At 70.4% G+C, this 19,883-nt stretch carries 15 protein-coding genes; 10 read left to right on the forward strand and 5 right to left on the reverse strand.

Features of this window, described 5'->3' with window-relative positions; genetic code table 11:
* Nucleotides 1-65 precede the first annotated feature (65 nt).
* Complete coding sequence (locus tag ACLBWJ_RS00380) at nucleotides 66-1,508, forward strand: gluconokinase (RefSeq protein ID WP_274178002.1); 1,443 nt, start codon at nucleotides 66-68, stop codon at nucleotides 1,506-1,508.
* An 8-nt stretch (nucleotides 1,509-1,516) separates the two neighbouring features.
* Nucleotides 1,517-2,473, forward strand: a complete 957-nt coding sequence (locus ACLBWJ_RS00385) for a phosphoglycerate dehydrogenase (RefSeq protein ID WP_274178001.1) — start codon at nucleotides 1,517-1,519, stop codon at nucleotides 2,471-2,473.
* Here ACLBWJ_RS00385 and ACLBWJ_RS00390 read toward each other — a convergent pair.
* Complete coding sequence (locus ACLBWJ_RS00390) at nucleotides 2,448-3,143, reverse strand: FadR/GntR family transcriptional regulator (protein ID WP_114589581.1); 696 nt, start codon at nucleotides 3,141-3,143, stop codon at nucleotides 2,448-2,450. The two genes, ACLBWJ_RS00385 and ACLBWJ_RS00390, sit on opposite strands and share 26 nt — an antisense overlap.
* A 163-nt stretch (nucleotides 3,144-3,306) precedes the next feature.
* Between ACLBWJ_RS00390 and ACLBWJ_RS00395 the strand changes: the two genes are divergently transcribed.
* From ACLBWJ_RS00395 to ACLBWJ_RS00405, 3 genes are read left to right on the forward strand one after another with little or no spacing between them, the layout of a single operon-like run.
* The gene (locus ACLBWJ_RS00395) at nucleotides 3,307-4,695 is read left to right on the forward strand and encodes a GntP family permease (protein ID WP_274178000.1); all 1,389 of its coding nucleotides are present in this window, start codon (nucleotides 3,307-3,309) and stop codon (nucleotides 4,693-4,695) included.
* A 40-nt stretch (nucleotides 4,696-4,735) separates the two neighbouring features.
* On the forward strand, nucleotides 4,736-5,503 hold the full coding sequence (locus tag ACLBWJ_RS00400; RefSeq protein ID WP_447659568.1) for an SDR family oxidoreductase: 768 nt from the start codon (nucleotides 4,736-4,738) through the stop codon (nucleotides 5,501-5,503).
* A 15-nt stretch (nucleotides 5,504-5,518) separates the two neighbouring features.
* Nucleotides 5,519-6,532 carry a zinc-binding dehydrogenase gene (locus ACLBWJ_RS00405; protein WP_274177999.1) on the forward strand — a complete coding sequence of 338 codons (1,014 nt, stop codon included), beginning with the start codon at nucleotides 5,519-5,521 and terminating at the stop codon, nucleotides 6,530-6,532.
* 93 nt (nucleotides 6,533-6,625) lie between these two features.
* Here ACLBWJ_RS00405 and ACLBWJ_RS00410 read toward each other — a convergent pair whose 3' ends face one another.
* Complete coding sequence (locus ACLBWJ_RS00410; protein WP_274177998.1) at nucleotides 6,626-6,748, reverse strand: hypothetical protein; 123 nt, start codon at nucleotides 6,746-6,748, stop codon at nucleotides 6,626-6,628.
* Nucleotides 6,749-6,961: 213 nt separating this feature from the next.
* Between ACLBWJ_RS00410 and ACLBWJ_RS00415 the strand changes: the two genes are divergently transcribed.
* The 3 genes from ACLBWJ_RS00415 (at nucleotide 6,962) to mfd (ending at nucleotide 11,902) form a co-directional block, all read left to right on the forward strand.
* Nucleotides 6,962-7,600, forward strand: a complete 639-nt coding sequence (locus ACLBWJ_RS00415) for a 50S ribosomal protein L25/general stress protein Ctc (protein ID WP_269266094.1) — start codon at nucleotides 6,962-6,964, stop codon at nucleotides 7,598-7,600.
* Between the two features lie 65 nt (nucleotides 7,601-7,665).
* Nucleotides 7,666-8,247: an aminoacyl-tRNA hydrolase gene (gene pth / locus ACLBWJ_RS00420; RefSeq protein ID WP_274177997.1), complete on the forward strand. Its 582-nt coding sequence runs from the start codon at nucleotides 7,666-7,668 to the stop codon at nucleotides 8,245-8,247.
* A gap of 58 nt (nucleotides 8,248-8,305) precedes the next feature.
* Nucleotides 8,306-11,902, forward strand: coding sequence for a transcription-repair coupling factor (gene mfd / locus ACLBWJ_RS00425; RefSeq protein ID WP_274177996.1), 3,597 nt, complete (start codon nucleotides 8,306-8,308; stop codon nucleotides 11,900-11,902).
* A gap of 31 nt (nucleotides 11,903-11,933) precedes the next feature.
* Here mfd and ACLBWJ_RS00430 read toward each other — a convergent pair whose 3' ends face one another.
* From ACLBWJ_RS00430 to ACLBWJ_RS00440, 3 genes are all read right to left on the reverse strand, one after another.
* Nucleotides 11,934-13,373, reverse strand: coding sequence for a basic amino acid/polyamine antiporter (locus ACLBWJ_RS00430; RefSeq protein ID WP_447660069.1), 1,440 nt, complete (start codon nucleotides 13,371-13,373; stop codon nucleotides 11,934-11,936).
* A 73-nt stretch (nucleotides 13,374-13,446) separates the two neighbouring features.
* The gene (gene gdhA, locus ACLBWJ_RS00435) at nucleotides 13,447-14,805 is read right to left on the reverse strand and encodes an NADP-specific glutamate dehydrogenase (RefSeq protein WP_274177995.1); all 1,359 of its coding nucleotides are present in this window, start codon (nucleotides 14,803-14,805) and stop codon (nucleotides 13,447-13,449) included.
* Between the two features lie 78 nt (nucleotides 14,806-14,883).
* Complete coding sequence (locus ACLBWJ_RS00440) at nucleotides 14,884-17,556, reverse strand: phosphoenolpyruvate carboxylase (RefSeq protein WP_323985786.1); 2,673 nt, start codon at nucleotides 17,554-17,556, stop codon at nucleotides 14,884-14,886.
* Nucleotides 17,557-17,673: 117 nt separating this feature from the next.
* On the opposite strand from ACLBWJ_RS00440, the gene ACLBWJ_RS00445 reads away from it, so the two are divergent.
* A complete protein-coding gene (locus ACLBWJ_RS00445) occupies nucleotides 17,674-18,333 on the forward strand; it encodes a MazG family protein (RefSeq protein ID WP_274177993.1) in 660 nt (219 codons plus the stop codon).
* Between the two features lie 31 nt (nucleotides 18,334-18,364).
* Nucleotides 18,365-19,621 carry a histidine--tRNA ligase gene (gene hisS / locus ACLBWJ_RS00450; protein WP_282502580.1) on the forward strand — a complete coding sequence of 419 codons (1,257 nt, stop codon included), beginning with the start codon at nucleotides 18,365-18,367 and terminating at the stop codon, nucleotides 19,619-19,621.
* Nucleotides 19,622-19,883: the final 262 nt, after the last annotated feature.

Genomic DNA, 19,883 nt, shown 5'->3' on the forward strand with positions numbered 1-19,883 from the left:
CGAATGATCATATCATTGAGTCTCGGCGACGCTGCTGCCCGCCGGACACCCGACGATGGGCCCCTATGAAGATCCTCGCTCTCGAAGCCAGCACCACCTCGGCGAAGACCATGCTCTTCGACACGGACACCGGCGCGGTCGCCGTTCGCAGCCGCCGGTTCGAAGTCGATGGGCCCGATTCGGCCGTCCGAGATGCCGACGCGATCTACATCCAGCTCATGGCCCTCGGTCGCGAGGCCGCAGCCGGCCAGCGGATCGACCTCATCGTGCTGAGCGGCACGTGGCACGGCCTCACCCTTCGCTCCGACGACCTCTCGGCGGTCACCCCGGTGATGGAGTGGCCCTACACCGGCGCGCAGGACCTCAGCGCCGCCCTCCGTGCGGACGACGACTTCACGTGGTGGTTCTACGAGCGCACGGGCTGCATGGTCAATGCCATCTATCCCGTGTTCAAACTTCAGCACCTCCGTGCGCAGGGGCTCGACATCGACGGGCTGCTGGCCCTCGACCAGGCCAGCCTCATCTTCGCTCGGATGACGGGTGAGGTCTGGACGAACGATTCCCTGGCCTCAGGCAGCGGGCTGCTCTCCGCCACCGATGCGACGTGGGACAGCGAGGTCATCGACCGGTTCGATCTCGGTCGCGTCCGGCTGCCCGAGCTGCACGAGACCACTGCCACGGCGCCCCTGTCGGCCGAGGCCGCGGTGCTCCTCGGACTCGCCGCGGGCATCCCGGTGCTCACCCCCGGCCCGGACGGCGGCTTGAACCAGATCGGCGACCTCGCGACCGAGCCCGGCGAGATGACCTTCTCGATGGGGACGAGCGGCGCCCTCCGCGTCGCGTCGCGTCATCCGGCGTTCTCGCCCACGCTGAGCACCTGGTCGTACCGCTCGCCGCTCGGTGCGCTGAGCGGCGCAGCGACCTCGGGATGCGGCAACTGCGTCGACTGGGCGCGCGACCGCCTGTTCGGGGCTTCGACCGACTACCTCGACATCGAGCCGTCGCTGTCGACCGACCGGGTCGACCTGCCCGTCTTCCTGCCCTTCTTGTTCGGCGAGCGGAGCCCGGGCTGGCAGGACCAGCGCCGCGGCGGCTTCGTCGATCTCGCGCCGGCACACTCGCGCGTGGACATGTACCAGTCGGTGCTCGAGGGCATCGTGTACTCGCTCTACCACTGCTACAAGGAGCTCACCGCCCTCGGTGGGACGCCTCGTCGCATCGTCCTCTCCGGCGGCGTCCTGTCGTCGCCGTTCTGGACGCAGCTCACGGCCGACGTGTTCGGGGTCGAGATGCAGGTCTCGGCGCAGCAGCACACCTCGATCGTCGGTGCGGTGCGGATGGGGATGCTCGCGAGCGGGCTCGACCTGCGGCATCCGGCCTTCGACGACGTCGAGGTGCGGACGATCACGCCTCGTGAGCAGCACCGAGATCGATACGACGAGGGGTTCGCCCGGTACCTCGATCAGTATCAGCGCACTGTGCCCGGATCGTTCGAGGCAGTCCGATGAAGGTCCTGGTGACGCCGACGTCTCTGTGCCGCGACCCGCACGGCGCATCGCTCCGCCGCCTCCGCGAGCAGGTCGGCGAGGTTATCCTCAATCCTCACGGGCGGCCACTCACGGCGGCGGAGCTCATCCCGCTCGTCGCCGATGTCGACGGCATCATCGCCGGGCTCGACGAATACGACGGGGCCGTCTTCGCGGCCGCGCCCCGATTGCGTGTTCTCGCTCGCTACGGGGTGGGTGTCGACCGGGTCGACCTGGACGCCGCCGCGTCGAGAGGCGTCATGGTCACTCGGACTCCCGGCGCGAACGCGATCGCGGTCGCCGAGCTCGCGATCGGCCTCGTGCTCGCCGCAGCGCGGGGCATCCCGCGGCTCGACGAGGCGGTGCGTGCGGGGGAGTGGCCGCGCCTCGAGGGCAAGGAGCTCACGGGCACCACCGCGGGGGTCGTGGGCTTCGGCGCCATCGGCCGCCTGGTCGCCGAGCGTGCGCGAGGGCTCGGTATGGAGGTGGTCGCGTACGACCCGATGCTGCCCGACGAGGCGTTCGCGCAGGCCGGGGTCGAGCGGGTCGGCATCGACGAGCTGTGCCGCCGCAGCGATGTGGTGAGCCTGCACGTCCCGCTGCTGCCCGAGACCCGTCATCTGCTCGATGCGCGCCGACTGAGCCTGCTGCCGCCGGGAGCGATCGTCGTCAACACCGCGCGAGGCGGCCTGCTCGACGAGGCCGCGGCGCGCCGCGCACTCGACGAGGGGCGCCTCCACGGGGTCGCCGTGGATGTCTACGAGACCGAGCCGCCGTCCAGTTCGCCGCTCGTCGGGCATCCCGGCGTGGTGGCGACGCCGCATGCGGGAGGGCACACGAGCGGTGCCGTGCAGCGAATGACGGATCAGTCGATCGATGCGCTGCTGGCGGCGCTGCGCGGCGAGCAGCCCGACGGCCTGGTCACACCAGCGCCCGGACCTCGCTGAGGACCGCGTCGACGTAGCCACGGGTGTGGCGCTCCGCACCGTCGGCGTCGCCGCGCGCGATCGCCGCGGCGGTGCGCACGTGGTTGTCGAGCGCCGCTTCGTAGGGGATCGCGGGAGTGAGTCCCACGTCGGAGCGCCCGGCGATGACGGCGGCGATCGCCGCCTTGTTCGCGGCGAGCATGAGGTTGCCGCTCATGTCGAGGATGAGGTCGTGGAACTGGATGTCGACCTCGAGGTACTCCGGCGATGCGCCCTTGCCGCTGCGACCGAGCTCCTCGAGACGCGCCGCGAGGCCGAGGAGCTGCGAGCGCTGCACGTCGGTGCCGCGCTGGGCGGCCAGTCGTGCGGCGATCGGCTCAACGGCGGACCGCAGCTCGTTCACCACGACGATCTGGTGGTCGCGGCGCGGTGATGCGAGCTGCCAGCCGATGAGGCGGGTATCGAGCGCGCTCCACTCGTTCGTCGGCGTCACGGTGAGACCGACGCGCCGGCGCGACGAGAGCATCCCCATCGCCTCCAGCACCCGAACCGCTTCGCGGATGACGGTGCGAGAGACCCCGAACTCGGCTTCGAGATCGGCGAGGGTGCATACCGACCCGGGTGCGAGCTCACCCGACGCGATACGCAGCCCGAGGGCGTCGAGCACGGATCCGTGGGATGCCTGCGCCATGACGCCTCCGATAAATACGATCAGTGGTTGTAAAAGATACGATCATTGTGCGAGGATCGCTCTGCTCCGCTGCCGTGGCACGGGGCAGCTCGAATCCTAACGCGGGACGATCCGCGGGGCTCAGCCCTCGGTCGTCCGCTTCCCGACATCAACGGAGATACCGATGGAAGACTGGACCCAGACCCTGGGTGCCGGACCGCTGCTGCTCATCGCAGTCGGCGCGATCGCCCTCATCCTGTTCCTGATCATCGTCTGCAAGGTCCACGCCTTCCTGACGCTGATCATCGTCTCGCTGCTCACCGCGTTCGTCGCGCAGGTGCCGGTCTCGGCGATCGCGAAGACGCTCACCGATGGATTCGGTGGGACACTCGCCGGAGTCGCCCTCCTCGTCGCCCTCGGCGCGATGCTGGGCAGGCTCATCGAGCACTCCGGCGGCGCCAAGGCGCTCGCCGACAAGTTCGTCGAGGTCTTCGGCGAGAAGCGAGCACCCTTCGCGCTCGGCATCGCCTCGCTCATCCTCGGCTTCCCGATGTTCTTCGACGCGGGCCTGGTGATGATGCTCCCGATCATCTTCGCGATCGCCCGCCGCGTCTCGAAGGCGAACGTCCTGCTCTTCGGCATCCCCGCCGCCGCGGCGTTCTCCGTCATGCACGTCTTCCTGCCGCCGCACCCCGGCCCCGTCACGGCGACCGAGGCGTACGGAGCCAACCTCGGTCTCGTCCTTCTCCTCGGCCTCGTCGTCGTCTTCCCCGTCTGGTACGTCTCCGGTTACCTGTGGGGCAAGTTCATCGCCGCGCGCATCCCGCTGCCGGTGCCGGCTCTCTTCGGCGAGAAGGATGACGACCAGCCGGCGAACCCGCCGCGTCCGCTGACGATCGTCCTGCTCCTGCTCCTGCCGATGTTCCTCATCTTCATGAACACGGGGCTCACGACCCTCGCCTCCGCCGGCGCCGTGTCGACGGACGACCTGTGGGTCCAGGTGCTGGTGCTCCTCGGCAACTCCTTCGTGGCTCTGCTCATCACCGTCATCGTCGCGACCTTCGTGCTGGGCACGCGCCGCGGCGAGAACGGCACGGCGCTCGAGAAGGTCGTCGACTCGGCTCTCGGTCCTGTCGCCTCGGTCATCCTCATCACCGGCGCCGGCGGCATGTTCGGCGGCGTCCTGCGCGCCTCGGGCATCGGCGACGCGCTCGCCGACACGCTGTCCGACCTCGGCCTGCCGATCATCGTGGCCGCATACGTCATCGCCGTCATCATCCGCCTCGCGCAGGGGTCGGCCACCGTCGCTCTGGTGACGGCAGCAGGCCTCGCGGCGCCGGCTGTCGCTGCGGGTGACTTCAACCCGCTCCAGGTGGCCGCCATCGTCCTGGCCACCGCGGCCGGCTCGGTGTTCGCCGGACACGTCAACGACTCGGGCTTCTGGCTCGTGGGCCGCCTCATGGGCATGGACGTGAAGACGACCCTGAAGACGTGGACCGTGCAGCAGGCCATCGAGTCCGTGACCGCGTTCGTGCTCGTGCTCGGTCTGTTCGGGCTCGCGTCCCTCATCTGAGCCGCTGCTGACGGCTCTGCCCTGACGTTAAGGAGTTCCGATGTCCTCTCTGTTCGATGTGACCGGACGCGTCGCCCTCGTGACGGGCTCGTCGCGCGGGCTCGGGCGCTCCCTCACGCTCGCGCTCGCCCGCGAAGGCGCACGTGTCGTCGTGCACGGCCGTGATGCCGAGGCGGTCGAGCGCACGCGGCGTGAGGCCGCCGAAGCCGGTTCGCCGGAACCGGTGGCGGCGGTCTTCGACGTCACGGATGCCGCTGCCGTCGAGGCGGGGGTCGCGGCCATCGTCGCCGAGGTCGGGGTGCCCGACATCCTCGTCAATAACGCGGGGATCCAGCGGCGGGCCCCCTTCGCGGAGTTCTCGGTGTCCGACTGGGACGAGATCGTCGCGGCCAACCTCAACGGCGTCTTCTACGTCGCGCGCTTCGTGGCCCCGGGAATGGTCGAGCGCGGGTCGGGGAAGATCGTCAACATCGCCTCGGTGCAGTCGGCGCTGGCGCGCCAGACGATCGCGCCGTACTCGGCGACCAAGGGCGCGGTAGCGCAGCTCACGAAGGGGATGGCGGCCGACCTCGCTCGACACAACGTGCAGGTGAACGCGCTGTCGCCCGGCTACTTCGCGACCGAGATGAACCGCGCCCTCGTCGACGACGCCGATTTCAGCGCGTGGCTCACGCAGCGCACCCCGGCACAGCGCTGGGGCGACTTCAGCGAGCTCGATGGGGCCCTGCTCTTCCTCTGCTCGGATGCCTCGAGCTTCGTGTCGGGGCAGAACATCTTCGTCGACGGCGGCATGACCGCCGTCGTCTGATCCGGAAGGACCGCCATGCGCGCAGCGCACATCCATGGAAAACAGCACATCGAGATCTCGGACGTCCCCGAGCCGTCGCCCGGCGAGGGAGAGGTGCGGATCCGGGTGGACTTCGTCGGCATCTGCGGGTCCGACCTCCACTACTACTACGAGGGTGCCAACGGGGCTTTCGTCGTGAGGGAGCCGCTGATCCCGGGGCATGAGCTCAGCGGCCGCATCGATCTCGATCCGACCGGGGAGTGGGAGTCCGGCACGCCCGTGACGCTTCACCCCGCCACCTTCGGCCGCAAGGTCGAGGCGATCGCCGACGACCCGCACCTCTGGCCGGGCGGAGCGTATCTGGGCAGCGCCTCGACGACGCCGCACACCCAGGGCGCCCTCGCCGAGCTCATCGTCGCCGATCGGTCCATGGTGCGACCCCTCCCGCCGACGCTGCCGGTCCGTCGTGCCGTGCTGGCCGAGCCGCTCGCGGTCGCCCTGCACGGGCTGAGCAAAGTAGGCGACGTCGCGGGTGCGCGGGTCCTCGTGACCGGTGCCGGGCCGATCGGACTGCTCGCGGTGGCAGCGGCGACCGCTGCCGGGGCGGCGGAGGTGCACGCCACCGATGTGCTGGCCGGACCCCTCGACCGTGCGAGCCGACTCGGCGCGACCCGAACGTTCGACGTCACCACGGAGCAGCCCCCCGCCGACGCCTACGACGTCGTGCTGGAGTGCTCGGGCGTCGCGGCGTCGGTGTCCGCCGCGTTGCGCGCCGTGCGGCCGGCGGGGCGCGTCGTACAGGTGGGCATGGTCCCCAACGAGCCGCGACCGGTCAACCTGGCGCCCTTCATCTCCAAGGAGGTCGTCTACGTCGGCACGTTCCGCTTCAAGGACGAGATCGACGAGGCGGTGCGCCTCCTCGACGAGCGACCCGAGATCGAGCAGGTGATCACCCACGTCGTCGACGCCGCCGACATCGTCGAGGCGTTCGCGACGGCGAGGGACTCGGAGGCGTCCGGCAAGGTCGTCGTCGCGGTCTGGCCCGCCTGAACTCGACACGAAAGCGCGAGGCGCGCCACCTCACCCGGTGGCGCGCCTCGCGCTTTCGTCGATCGGGCCGTCGCGGCGACGCCCGCGGGCGGGTCAGCCCTTGCGGTAGCCCTGTCGTCCCATCGCGAACAGCGCGAGGCTGACGGAGACGATCGACCCGAGCGTCATCGCTCCGATGACCCACAGAAGCACGTGAGAGAACCAGCCGTATTCCATTTTTCCTCCGGGCGTAGACGACGTCTCACCCACCCTACCCAGCGCTGGTAGAGTAGGGGTGTACTTCGGCGAGGGATGCCGCGTGCCCGCTGTGCGGGAACCGGGATCCGTGATCGACGAGGGTGTGTGCAGGACGTTTCCTCTCCACGCGCTCGCGTTCGCGTCGAACCCGCATACCGCTGAGCAGGGCCCCGGGCCCACAAGGAGAAACGCATGTCCACCGAGACCGACACCAAGGTCGTTGCAGAGACGCGCACCAACTTCGGCAAGGGCTTCGCCCGCCGTCTGCGTGCCGCCGGTCAGATCCCCGCCGTCATCTACGGGCACGGCACCGACCCCGTGCACGTCGCCCTGCCGGGCCACCAGATGCTGCTGCTCGTCCGCCGCGCTAACGCCGTCATCGAGCTGACCATCGACGGCAAGGAGCAGCTGGTCCTCGTCAAGGACGTCCAGCGCGACCCCGTGCGCCAGATCATCGAGCACATCGACCTCCTCGTCGTGAAGAAGGGCGAGAAGGTCCAGGTCGACGTTCCCGTCGTCGTCACCGGCGAGCCGTTCTCGGGCACCATCGCGACGCAGGACGCGTCGTCGATCACGCTCGAGGTCGAGGCCACCCACATCCCCACCAACGTCGAGGTCGACGTCGAAGGCCTCGAGGACGGCGCGCGCATCACGGCCGCCGACCTGACGCTGCCCCGCGGCGCCACGCTGGTGACCGACCCCGAGACGCTCGTCGTCGCCGTGTCGGTCCCCGCAGCGACGCTCGCCGCCGTCGACGAGATCGAGGCCGCCGACGAGGCGACCGCCGCCGAGCAGTCCGACGAGGCTGAGGGCGACGAGAAGTCCGAGTAATACTCACCCCTGCGGAGCCCGTTCTCACCTCGTGAGGACGGGCTCCGTCGTTCGAAAGGCGCGCCATGGCGGATACCTGGCTCATCATCGGTCTCGGCAATCCGGGGCCGCGCTACGAGGCGACCCGGCACAACATCGGCCAGATGGTCATCGACGAACTGGCGAGCCGGCGCGGTGAGACGCTTCGTTCGCACAAGGCCAACGCCTGGGCAGCCGAGTCCTGGCTCCGGCCCGGTGCTGCCAAGATGGTGCTGGCCAAGCCGAAGACGTTCATGAACGTCTCGGGAGGCCCCGCGGCTGCGCTGGCCTCCTTCTACGGCGTCGACCCGGACCACGTCGTCGTGGTCCATGACGAGCTCGACATCCCCTTCGACACCATCAAGCTCAAGACGGGCGGCGGCCACGGCGGCCACAACGGCGTCCGTGACATCGCCAAGGCGCTCGGCACCCCCGAGTTCGCGCGTGTCCGCGTCGGGATCGGGCGGCCCACGGGGTCCCAGGATCCGGCCGACTGGGTGCTCGACCCCTTCTCGGCGACCGAGCGCAAGACGCTCGGCATCCTTGTCTCGGATGCTGCGGACGCGGTCGAGGCGGTCGTGGGTGATGGTCTCCTCGCCGCGCAGCAGCGCTTTCACGCACCGCGCTGAGCACGCTGCCCGGGCACGGCGAGGCGCCCGTGTCGGCGGCCGGCGGTAGGCTTCTGTGGTGACAGTTCCCGGGATCGTGCGCGCCCTTTCGCAGGCTGACTCCTTCCGGGAGGCGGTGACATCCGGTGCGGTCGGCAGCGTCGACTACTCGCTGGCCGACGGCCTCGACGCCCCGCTCCTCGCCGCGCTGCTCGAGCAGCGCCGGAGCGAGGGCCGACCCGCTGTCGTCCTCGCCGTCGCGCCCACCGGTCGTCGCGCCGAAACGCTCGGTGCTGCGCTGCAGTGTCTCGTCCCCGAGGCCGAGATCGTTCACTTCCCCGCCTGGGAGACCCTGCCGCACGAACGTCTGAGCCCGAGCCCCGAGACGGTGGGGCGTCGGCTCGCCGTGCTCCGCCGTGCAGCGGCCCATGATGGCGGCACGCCGTTGATCATCACCGCCTCGGTGCGCGCCGCTCTGCAGCCGCTTGCCGCGGGCCTGACCGACGCCGAGCCGATCTCGCTCACGGTGGGCACGCGCGGGAGCGACCTCGAGCAGGTCGTCCGCCGTCTCGTCGAACTCGCCTATCACCGTGTCGACATGGTCTCCCGCCGCGGCGAGTTCGCCGTGCGCGGCGGCATCCTCGACGTCTTTCCGGCCGCGGCCGACCACCCGCTGCGCATCGACTTCTTCGGTGACGAGGTCGACCAGATCCGCGCGTTCTCGATCGCCGACCAGCGGTCGCTCCCGGGCGAGGTCGAGAAGGCCGAGCTGCTTCCGGCCCGCGAGCTGCTCCTGACGCCGGCCGTCCGCGAGCGCGCTGCGGCGATGGCGCCGACGTTCCCCAGCCTGACCGGCATGCTCGAGAAGATGTCGCAGGGCATCCCCGTCGAGGGGATGGAGTCGCTCCTGCCCGCGCTGGCGGAGGGGGTCGTGCCGCTCGTCGACTACCTGCCCCGAGGCTCCGCGATCGCGCTGGTCGATCCCGAGCGCTCGCGCACTCGGGCGCGCACGCTCGGCGAGACGAACCGTGAGTTCCTCGAGGCGGCGTGGAGCGCGGCCACCGCCGGGGCGGACAGCCCGGTCGATCTCGGCGCGGGCGACTTCCTGACGCTCCCCGCGCTGCGCGAGGCGATGCGTGAACGCTCCGGCGTGTGGTGGACGCTCAGTGCGTTCGACTCGGGAGCAGCGGATGCCGCGGACGAGGGGCTGACCGACACGGGCGACGACCTGCGCATCGACGGCAGTGCGGTGCCGTCTTTCCAGGGCAACGTCGACGGCGCCACTGCTCATATCGGTGACCTCCTCTCGCGCGGCTGGCGCGTCGTGGTGTGCGCGTCCGGTCCCGGGCTCGTCGACCGTGCCCGCGACGTGCTCGCCGAGCGCGGCATCGCCGCACGCACGAGCGATGGGGTCGCCGAATTGGCCGACGAGGCCGTCGCGGTCTGCGTCGTCGCGTCGCTCGAGCGCGGCTTCGAGTCGGCGGAGGCGAAGCTCGCCGTCCTGACCGAGAGCGAGTTCTACGGGCGCACGATCGGCAGTGACGGCCGCGTGGTGAAGAAGCTCGCGACACGACGGCGCAACGTCGTCGATCCGTTGCAGCTCAAGCCCGGTGACGTCGTCGTCCACTCGACCCACGGCATCGGAAAGTTCGTCGAGCTCGTGCAGCGCGAGGTATCGAGTGGCGGACGCAACGCGGTGAAGACGCAGCGCGAGTACCTCGTGCTCGAGTACGCGCCCGCCAAACGCGGCTATCCCGGCGACAAGCTCTTCGTGCCGACCGATCAGCTCGACCAGCTCTCGCGCTATGTCGGTGGTGAGGCGCCGGTGCTCTCGAAGATGGGCGGCAGCGACTGGGCGGCCGCGAAGGGCAAGGCGCGCAAGGCCGTTCGTGACATCGCCGTCGAGCTCGTCAAGCTGTACTCGGCCCGCATGGCGTCGAAGGGTCACGCGTTCGGGCCCGACACCCCGTGGCAGCGCGAGCTCGAAGAGGCGTTCCCGTTCGCGGAGACGCCCGACCAGCTGCAGACGATCGACGAGATCAAGGCCGACATGGAGAAGCCGATCCCGATGGATCGCCTGCTCTCGGGCGACGTCGGGTTCGGCAAGACAGAGGTCGCCGTCCGCGCCGCGTTCAAGGCGATCCAGGAGGGGAAGCAGGTCGCGATGCTGGTCCCGACCACGCTTCTCGCGAAGCAGCATCTCGAGACGTTCACCGAGCGCTTCGCCGGATTCCCGGTCAAGGTGCGCCCCCTGTCGCGGTTCCAGACTGCGAAGCAGGCCCGCGAGACGGTCGACGGGCTCGCCGACGGCACCGTCGACATGGTCATCGGCACCCACCGCATCCTGACCGAGAAGGTCGCCTTCAAGGATCTCGGGCTCCTCATCATCGACGAGGAGCAGCGGTTCGGTGTCGAACACAAGGACTCGCTGAAGAAGCTGAAGACCGGCGTCGACATCCTCGCGATGAGCGCGACGCCGATCCCGCGCACGCTCGAGATGGCCGTGACCGGCATCCGCGAGATGTCGACCCTGGCGACCCCGCCCGAGGAACGGCATCCGATCCTGACCTATGTCGGACCCCGCAGCGACAAGCAGATCGCGGCGGCCATCCGACGCGAGCTGCTGCGCGAGGGCCAGGTGTTCTTCGTGCACAACCGCGTGCAGTCGATCCAGCGGGTCGCGGCGCAGCTCGGTGAGCTGGTGCCCGAGGCGCGCATCGCCGTCGCGCACGGCCAGATGGGGGAGAACCAGCTCGAGCAGGTCGTGGACGATTTCTGGGAGCGGCGTGCCGACGTCCTCGTCTCGACGACGATCGTCGAGACCGGACTCGACATCTCGAACGCCAACACCATCATCATCGACCGTGCCGACAAGTACGGACTGAGCCAGCTGCACCAGCTGCGCGGCCGGGTCGGGCGCGGGCGCGAGCGCGCTTACGCGTACTTCCTGTACGACGAGAACAAGCCGCTGAGCGAGACCGCCGCCGACCGGCTCGAGACGATCGCGGTCAACAACGACCTCGGCTCGGGCATGCAGGTCGCGCTGAAAGACCTCGAGCTGCGTGGCGCGGGCAACCTGCTGGGCGCCGAGCAGGCCGGTCACATCGCCGGTGTCGGATTCGACCTCTACCTGCGGATGATCGGCGAGGCCGTCTCGACCTTCCGGGGCGAGGAGGTCGACGGGCCGGCCGAGCTGCGGCTCGAGCTCCCCGTGGCGGCGCGCATCCCCGAGGACTACATCGACAGCGAGCGCCTGCGCCTCGAGGCCTATCAGAAGCTGTCGGCTGCGGCAGCCGTCAGCGCGAAGGATGACGCGATCGATCTCGTCGTCGAGGAGCTGACCGACCGGTACGGCCGCCCGCCGGCCGAAGTGGAGGGACTGCTCGCGGTCGCTCGTCTGCGTCGTCGGGCCGCCCAGTCGGGGCTCACCGACGTCGTCGCGATGGGGCCGAACCTGCGGGTCGCGCCGGCGCGCCTGCCCGAGTCGATGCGCATCCGACTGCAGCGGCTGTACCCCAAGGCCAAGCTCCTCGCCGGCGGCGAAGCCCTCGTGGTCCCGCTGCCGACGGCAGGCGGCACCGTGCTCGGCGATGCGGATCTCATCGCCTGGACCGGTCAGCTGCTCGAGCAGCTCTTCCCCGTCGCCGCGCCGACGACGCCCGCCGCGACGTCCTGACGCGTCTCGGCCTCCTCGCCGGGGGCGCGCGTCAGAGGGTGATGCGGCCCGTCGCCAGCAGCACGACGGCGCACACGGCACCGAGCACAGACGCGCCGAAGATCACCCATTCGATGCGCGTGAAGACGCGGGCTCCAGCGCGCCGACGCGCCGCGGCGAAGAGTGCTGTGCCCGGCACGATGATCAGCAGCGAGAGCAGGAGGTAGTGCGCGCCGGCAGCGATCAGGAGGAACGTCGTGTACGCCGTCGCGATCACGGCGACGACGAGGTCGCGCATCCGCGCACGGTCGCCCGGGCGGTAGGTCTCGCCGGTGACGGTGAGCTTGAGCGCGTACCCGGCGGAGAGGACGAACGGGATCAGCACGAGGACACTCGTCAGATCGAGTGCCACCGAGAACGCGTTCTCGGCGAAGAGGACCACGACCAGCAGCACCTGCACCAGCGTCGTCGACAGGAGGAGCGCACCGACCGGCGTGTCGTCGGCATTGGTCCGCGAGAGGAATCTCGGGAGATCGCCCGACCGCGACGCCTCCAGCAGGACCTCCGCGGCCATCAGGGTCCACGACAGGTACGCGCCGAGCACGGCGACGATGAGGGATGCGCCGATGAAGACCGCACCGGCCGGGCCGACGATCGTCTCCAGGACTCCGCCCAGCGACGGCTCGGGCAGAGCGGCGATCTCCTCCCGCGGCAGCACGCCGAACGAGACGATGGTCACCGACGCGAACACCGCGAGCACGCTGAGGAAGCCGAGGAGGGTCGCGCGGCCCACGTCGCGGCGCGACCGGGCGTGCCGCGAGTTGACGCTCGCGCCCTCGAGACCGATGAAGACGAAGACGGTGACGAGCATCGTGGCGCGGATCTGGTCCCACAGCGGAGCGCCCGACGGGCCCGCCCAGTTGGCGGCGAACACCGCGGGATCGAAGACGGTGGCGCAGAGGATGACGAACACGACGATCGGCAGCGTCTTCGCGATGCTGACGACGCGGTTGACGGCGGCCGCCGATCGCACTCCGCGGCGGATCAGGATGAAGAACAGCCAGAGCCCCGCCGACGACACGGCCACGGCTGCCACCGTGTCGCCTGCGCCGAGGGCCGGGAACACCGCTCCGAGGGTGGAGGTGATGAACACCCAGTAGAAGACGTTGCCCGCGCACGCGCTGGCCCAGTAGCCGAACGCCGAGAAGTATCCGAGGTAGCTCCCGAAACCGGCTCGCGCGTAGCTGTAGACGCCCGCGTCGAGATCCGGCCGACGATTGGCCAGAAGCTGGAACGCGAAGGCGAGCGCGAGCATGCCCCCGCCCGCGACCGCCCACGCGATGAGCGTCCCGGCGACCCCGGTCTCGGCCGCGAAACCAGCGGGGAGCGAGAACACGCCCGCTCCCACCATCGACCCGATGACGAACGTCGACAGGGTGAGCATCGACACGGTCGCCGGGCGGGCTCCGGGGCGCGTGAGAGCGGACTCCATGGGGGAGGAGGGATCGGAAGGCACGGGGTGAAAGCCTAACCCGGCTCGCACCCCGCCCCGCCCCGCGGCAGCGTCAGATGACGCCCTGGGCGAGCATCGCGCGCGCCACGCGCTCGAACCCGGCCGCATTCGCCCCGACGACGTAGTCGCCCGGGTGGCCGTAGCGCTCCGCGGCCGCGAATGCGGCGTCATGGACGTTCTTCATGATCTCGCGGAGCTTGTTCTCGCTGTCGGCGAAGCCCCACCGCTGGCGCGACGCATTCTGGCTCATCTCCAGCGCGGATGTCGCGACACCGCCCGCGTTCGCCGCCTTACCGGGGCCGAAGAGCACTCCGGCCGCACGGAACGCGTCGACAGCCTCGGGGGTCGAGGGCATGTTGGCTCCCTCGACGACGACCCGGACGCCGCTGTCGACGAGCGCGCGGGCGTCGTCTCCGTCGAGCTCGTTCTGCGTCGCGGACGGGATGGCGACGTCGACCGCGGTGCGCCACGGACGGCCACCTTCGATGAACGTCGCGCGGGGCCGGTGGTCCAGGTACGCCGAGATGCGTCGGCGGTCGATCTCCTTGACCTGCTTGAGCACGGCGAGGTCGATCCCGTCCTCGTCGACGATGGTGCCCGACGAGTCGGATGCCGTGATCGGGGTCGCACCGAGCTGGTACGCCTTCTCGATGGCGTACGTCGCGACGTTGCCCGAGCCCGACACCGCGACGCGCTTGCCCTCGAGCGAGTCGCCCGCGACGGCGAGCATCTCCTGCGCGAAGAAGACCGCGCCGTAGCCCGTCGCCTCGGTGCGGACCTCGGCCCCGCCCCACTGCACGCCCTTGCCCGTGAACATGCCCGACTCGTGGCGGTTGGTGATCTTGCGGTACTGCCCGAAGAGGTACCCGATCTCGCGCGCACCGACGCCGATGTCGCCGGCCGGGACGTCGGTGTGCTCGCCGAGGTGGCGGTACAGCTCGTTCATGAACGACTGGCAGAAGCGCATGATCTCGGCATCCGAGCGACCGTGCGGGTCGAAGTCGCTGCCGCCCTTGGCGCCGCCGATGCCCTGACCGGTGAGGGCGTTCTTGAAGATCTGCTCGAAGCCGAGGAACTTCACGATCGACAGGTTCACGGTCGGGTGGAAGCGCAGCCCGCCCTTGTACGGTCCGAGCACCGAGGAGAACTGCACGCGATAGCCGCGGTTGACGCGAACCGTGCCGGCGTCGTCGAGCCACGGCACGCGGAACATGATCTGTCGCTCGGGCTCGACCAGACGTTCGAGGATGCCCTCGCGCGCGAGCTCGGGCTGGACCTCCACGACCGGCGCGATCGCCTCGAGCACCTCGTGCACGGCCTGCTGGAACTCGGGCTCGTTCGGATTGCGCTGGAGGACGGTGTCGAAGACCGGCTGAACGGAGGAGGGCAGGGGAGCGTGGTGTTCGGTCATGGTGGAGCTTTCTGGCCGAGCGGGCGGGACCCGATCCACGCTAGCGGGCACGACGGTGCCCGCCCGGCCATATGACGATCACCCGGTGTTCTGGAGGCCCGCCGCGACGCCGTTGACGGTGATGAGCAGCAGGCGCTGCCACTCGGGCGGGGTGGGTGCGTCCTGCTCGGTCGAGCGGAGCACACGCAGCGCCCGCAGCTGCAGGAGCGAGAGGGCGTCGACGTACGGGCTGCGCATCTTCACGGCGCGCTGGAGCACGGGCTTGTTGGCGAGCAGACCGTCGCCTCCCGCGATGCGCACGACCCAGTCGCGGGTGAGCAGCATCTCGTCGACGACGAGCTGTGCGAGATCATCGCGGTCGGCGAGCGCGAGGTGTCGACGAGCCATGCGCGGGTCGGCCTTCGCGAGGCTCATCGCCACGTTGTCGATGACCGTGCGCAGCAGGGGCCACTGCTGGTACGCCTCACGCAACAGCGCTTCGTCTCCGACCGCCTCGAGTGCGGTTCCGAGCCCGAACCAGCCCGCGAGGTTGATACGCGCCTGCGTCCAGGCGAAGACCCACGGGATCGCGCGCAGGTCTTCGAGCGACTCGACGGACAACCCGCGGCGCGCCGGGCGCGAGCCCAGGGCGAGGAGGCCGATCTCCTCCATCGGCGTGACGGCGGCGAACCACGGGGCGAACCCGGGTGCCTTCACGAGGGAGAAGAAGCGCTCGCGCGAGGCGGCATCCATCGTCGCCGCCACGTCGGCATACCGCTCGGCGGCTCGGCTGTTGCGCTCTTCGATCGACGGCGCGGAAGCGAGCAGGATCGCGGCGGCCACCTGATCGATGTGGCGCAGGGCGATGTCGGGGTCGCCGTAGCGGGCGAAGATGACCTCGCCCTGTTCGGTGAGCTTGAAGCGACCGTCGACCGAGTGCGGCGGCTGGGCGAGGATGGCGGAGTTGGCGGGCCCGCCGCCGCGGCCGAGAGCGCCGCCGCGGCCGTGGAACAGAGTGAGCTCGATGCGCTGCTCCTGCGCCCATGCGGCGATGCGTGCCTGCGCCTCGTAGAGGGCGAGGTTGGCTGCGACCGGTCCGACGTCCTTCGACGAGTCGGAGTAGCCGAGCATGACCTCCAGGCGCCGGCCGGTGGCTTCGAGGCGCGCGGCGAACGCCGGGTGGTCGACGATCTCGGCGAGGATTCCGGGAGCTGCCTGCAGATCGGCGAAGGTCTCGAACAGCGGGATGACGTCGAGGACCGGCGGGGTCCCGTCGGGACCGACGGCGTGACGCGCGAGGGCGTGCACGTTCGCGAGGTCGTCCGCCGACTGCGTGAACGACACGATGTAGCGGCCCGCGGCCCGCGGGCCGAAGCGCTTCTGCACCTGCGAGATGGTGCGGAAGACCTCCAGGACCTCGTTCGCGAGATCGCTCAGCTCGCCGCCCGCCTCGCACTCGGCGAGAACCTTGGCGTGGACGGCGGAGTGCTGCCGGACCTCGAGCTCCGCGAGGTGGAAGCCGAAGGTCTCGACGGCCCAGATCAGCTGCTGGAGCGCGCCGAAGGCCTGGCGCTTGGCGCCGGCCTCGTCGAGCGAGCTCTGCACGACACGCAGGTCGGCGAGGAACTCCTCGGGGTCGCTGTAGGCGAGGTCGGCGTTGCGCGCACGGGTGGCGCGGATGCGGCGTGCGAGCAGCATCATGACGCGCTTGTGGTGCTCCCCGGGGGCGCGCTTCACGGCGTCGGCGGCGCCCTCGTCGTCGGACGCGGCGAGGCGATCCCACAGTGCTCGCAGCGCGGGACTCGGGGGCGTCGTGTCTCCCGACATGGTCAATCCGCGGCCGACGCGCTCGGTGCTGCGCTCAAGGCCGAGGAGCACGTGCTCGGCGGCGATGCCGGCGGCCTTCTTCGTGACCGACGCGGTGACGAAGGGGTTCCCGTCACGGTCGCCGCCGACCCATGTACCCAGACGCACGAACGGCGCCACCACCGGGGGACGGCTGCCGGCGACCTCGCCCTGCAGGGCGTCGTCGAGACGACGGTAGACCAGCGGGATCGTCGTGTAGAGGGTGTCGTCGAACACGGCCATGACGGCGCGGACCTCGTCGGTCGGCGTCGGCTTCTCGGCGCGCAGCGGCGACGTGCGCCAGAGCGTGTCGATCTCCTCGAGCATGCGGCGGCGGGCCCGTCGGTGCTCGGCGCCACCGGCAGCGGAGTTCTCGAGCGTCTCGAGCAGGGTCACGAGCCTCCGGATGCTCTGCGAGACCGCGCGGCGACGTGCCTCCGTGGGGTGCGCCGTGAAGACGGGGTGGAAGCGCAGTTCGCGCAGCCGGCGCGCCGCTTCGTCCTCGCCCACCTCGGACGACAGCTGCGCGTATGCGGCGGGGATGGAGTCGCTCGCGCTGTCCTGGTCGGAGATGCCCGCGCGCTCGCGCAGGAGGCGCACGCGCTGGTGCTCCTCGGCCAGGTTCACGAGGTGGAAGTAGACGGTGAAGGCGCGTGCCACCTCGTCCGCACGCGCGACGCTGAACGACTCGGCGATGGCTGCCGCGCGCTCGAATGCCTCGGGGGAGTCGTCGGTGTACGCCTGGATCGTGGCGCCTCGCAGGCGTTCGACGTCGTCGAAGAGGCCGGGCGAGCCGCTCTCTCGCAGCACCTGGCCCAGCATCGAGCCGAGCATCCGCACGTCGGCGCGCATCGCCTCGGGGATCTCCTGCTCGGCCTCGTATCGGCCGACGAGATCGATGGCTTCGGTTCGGGTCAGCTCGCGCATGCCTCCAAAGTACTGGCACGCGCGACCGCGCTTTGACACGGGCGTCACACACGCGCCGTCGGCTGCCGCTGTGTTACGGCGGGGCTAGCCTGGGACCGTCCCGTACGAAGGAGCCCGATGTCCGATCCGCTGCGTGACGCCGCCGAGACGATGCGCGCCGTGCGCGACCGATGCGTGTGGACGGCGCAGATCTCCCATCGCGATCTCGTCCCGTACCTCATCGAGGAGTCGGCGGAGGTGGTGGATGCCGTCGAGGCGGGCACGGTGGACGACCTCCGGGAGGAGCTCGGAGACCTGCTGTGGCAGGTGCTCTTCCACGCTGAGATCGCGTCGCGTGCGGCATCCGATCCGTTCGACATCGACGACGTCGCCCGGGGTCTGACTGAGAAGATGGTGCGGCGGCATCCCCACGTTTTCGGCGACGCGACGGCCGAGACTCCCGAGCAGGTGCTCGTGCTCTGGAACGCCGCGAAGTCGGCCGAGAAGCGCGCGCGCACGAGTGTGCTCGACGGAGTGTCCGCCCACATGCCGACGCTCGCCCTGGCCCAGAAGATGCTCGCCAAGTCGGAGTCCGTCCTGTCTGCCGCACCGGCGCCACCCGCGGAACCGCCCGCCGACGAAGCCGGGCTCGGTGACGCGCTGCTCGCGCTCGTCGCTCACGGCCGCGCCCAGGGCTGGGATGCCGAGCGCGCCCTGCGCGAACGACTGCGCACCCTGGGCGCCGACATCCGCGAGGCCGAGGGCACCAGTGGCGCCGCCGCCGACCTGGAAGGATAGGACGGTGCCCACCGTGAACCCGCCGCGCGGCATGCGCGACTTCCTTCCCGCCGACAAAGCCCGCCGCGAGCGCGTTCTCGCCGTCGTCCGCGAGCGCTACCGAGCGCACGGCTTCGACGAGATCGAGACACCCGTCATGGAGGAGTACGGACGTCTGCACGCCGGAATCGGCGGCGACAACGAGAAGCTCGCGTACAACGTGCTCGCGCGCGGACTCGACGCCGACGGCATCCGCGCCGCGGCGGACGACCCTGCCGCGCTCACCGATCTGGGGCTGCGCTACGACCTGACGGTGCCGCTCGCCCGCTTCTACGCCTCGCACCGTGCCGAGCTGCCCACGGTGTTCCGCGCCATCCAGATCGCGCCGGTGTGGCGCGCCGAGCGGCCGCAGAAGGGTCGCTACCGGCAGTTCGTGCAGTGCGACATCGACATCATCGGAGACGCGACCTCGCGAGCGGAGACCGAGCTGATGACGGCGAGCCTCGACGCTCTCGACGCGCTCGGTCTGACCGGTGCGTCGGTGCGCATCAACGACCGGCGCGTGCTCGATGCGATGCTCGCGACGTTCGGGTTCGCCGAGTCCGAGCGCCCGGGAGTGCTCATCACGATCGACAAGCTCGACAAGCTCGGGACGGACGGCGTCGTAGCCGAACTGCGCGAGCGTGGTGCCACCCCGGCCGCCGCGGACGCGTTCGAGGCGTTCCTTCGCCGCCCGCAGTCGGATGCCGCGGCCTTCGACGCCGACGGCATCCGCTCGCGACTTCCCGAGGGCGTGGGCGACGACGTGATCTCGCACCTCGTCGGCATCGGCGAGGCCGTGCGGTCGGCGCGGGGCGGGTCGACCGAGGTGCCGCTCGTCTTCGACCCGTTCCTCGTGCGGGGCATGGGCTATTACACCGGCACGATCTTCGAGCTGGCGCACCCCTCGGTGTCGTACTCGCTCGGCGGGGGCGGCCGCTACGACGGCATGATCGGCCGGTTCCTCGGCTCGGACGTGCCGGCCGTGGGCTTCTCGCTGGGGTTCGAGCGGCTCGTCGACCTGCTGGGCTCGTCGGCGGGCGATGACCGCACCGGCGTCGTGCTCGTCCACGATCGTGACGTGCCGCTGCCCGAACTCCTCGCCGCGAAGGCACACCTTCTCGCGACCGGTTCGCGGGTGCGGCTCGAGCAGCGCCCGAAGAACCTCAAGGCGCTGCTCGAGCGCGCCGCTGCCGACGGCTACGCCGCCTTCGTCACGCTGCGTGCGGGGGAGGACGTCGGATCGGTCGAGCCACGCCCGATCGGCTGAGGGACTCCCGACGTCGTTCGCGCGAGCGTCGGATAGTCTTCCGCGCCCGTTCACTCGACGGTGTTGTGCTGGCGTCATGACCACACCTGTCGTGCGCATCGCCGCGGCCGTCGGCGGCGCCGTTCTCTCGGCTGGAGCCGTCGCGCTGGCCTCGGGCGTCGTGCTGGCACGGCAGGCCGCGCTCGCGCGAGAGCGAATCGGCAAGCCCCTGGGTGAGCTCGCCCTCGACGCCGACCGGCTGTGGCGCCGCTCCTATGCGGGC

The organism is Microbacterium sp. M4A5_1d, assembly GCF_053345465.1.

Coding starts and splice junctions, on each gene's coding strand:
- ACLBWJ_RS00380 (WP_274178002.1), top strand. CDS start 66: ATGAAGATCCTCGCTCTCGAAGCCAGCACCACCTCGGCGAAGACCATG.
- ACLBWJ_RS00390 (WP_114589581.1), bottom strand. CDS start 3,143: ATGGCGCAGGCATCCCACGGATCCGTGCTCGACGCCCTCGGGCTGCGT.
- ACLBWJ_RS00395 (WP_274178000.1), top strand. CDS start 3,307: ATGGAAGACTGGACCCAGACCCTGGGTGCCGGACCGCTGCTGCTCATC.
- ACLBWJ_RS00400 (WP_447659568.1), top strand. CDS start 4,736: ATGTCCTCTCTGTTCGATGTGACCGGACGCGTCGCCCTCGTGACGGGC.
- ACLBWJ_RS00405 (WP_274177999.1), top strand. CDS start 5,519: ATGCGCGCAGCGCACATCCATGGAAAACAGCACATCGAGATCTCGGAC.
- ACLBWJ_RS00410 (WP_274177998.1), bottom strand. CDS start 6,748: ATGGAATACGGCTGGTTCTCTCACGTGCTTCTGTGGGTCATCGGAGCG.
- ACLBWJ_RS00415 (WP_269266094.1), top strand. CDS start 6,962: ATGTCCACCGAGACCGACACCAAGGTCGTTGCAGAGACGCGCACCAAC.
- pth (WP_274177997.1), top strand. CDS start 7,666: ATGGCGGATACCTGGCTCATCATCGGTCTCGGCAATCCGGGGCCGCGC.
- ACLBWJ_RS00430 (WP_447660069.1), bottom strand. CDS start 13,373: ATGGAGTCCGCTCTCACGCGCCCCGGAGCCCGCCCGGCGACCGTGTCG.
- gdhA (WP_274177995.1), bottom strand. CDS start 14,805: ATGACCGAACACCACGCTCCCCTGCCCTCCTCCGTTCAGCCGGTCTTC.
- ACLBWJ_RS00440 (WP_323985786.1), bottom strand. CDS start 17,556: ATGCGCGAGCTGACCCGAACCGAAGCCATCGATCTCGTCGGCCGATAC.
- ACLBWJ_RS00445 (WP_274177993.1), top strand. CDS start 17,674: ATGTCCGATCCGCTGCGTGACGCCGCCGAGACGATGCGCGCCGTGCGC.
- hisS (WP_282502580.1), top strand. CDS start 18,365: ATGCGCGACTTCCTTCCCGCCGACAAAGCCCGCCGCGAGCGCGTTCTC.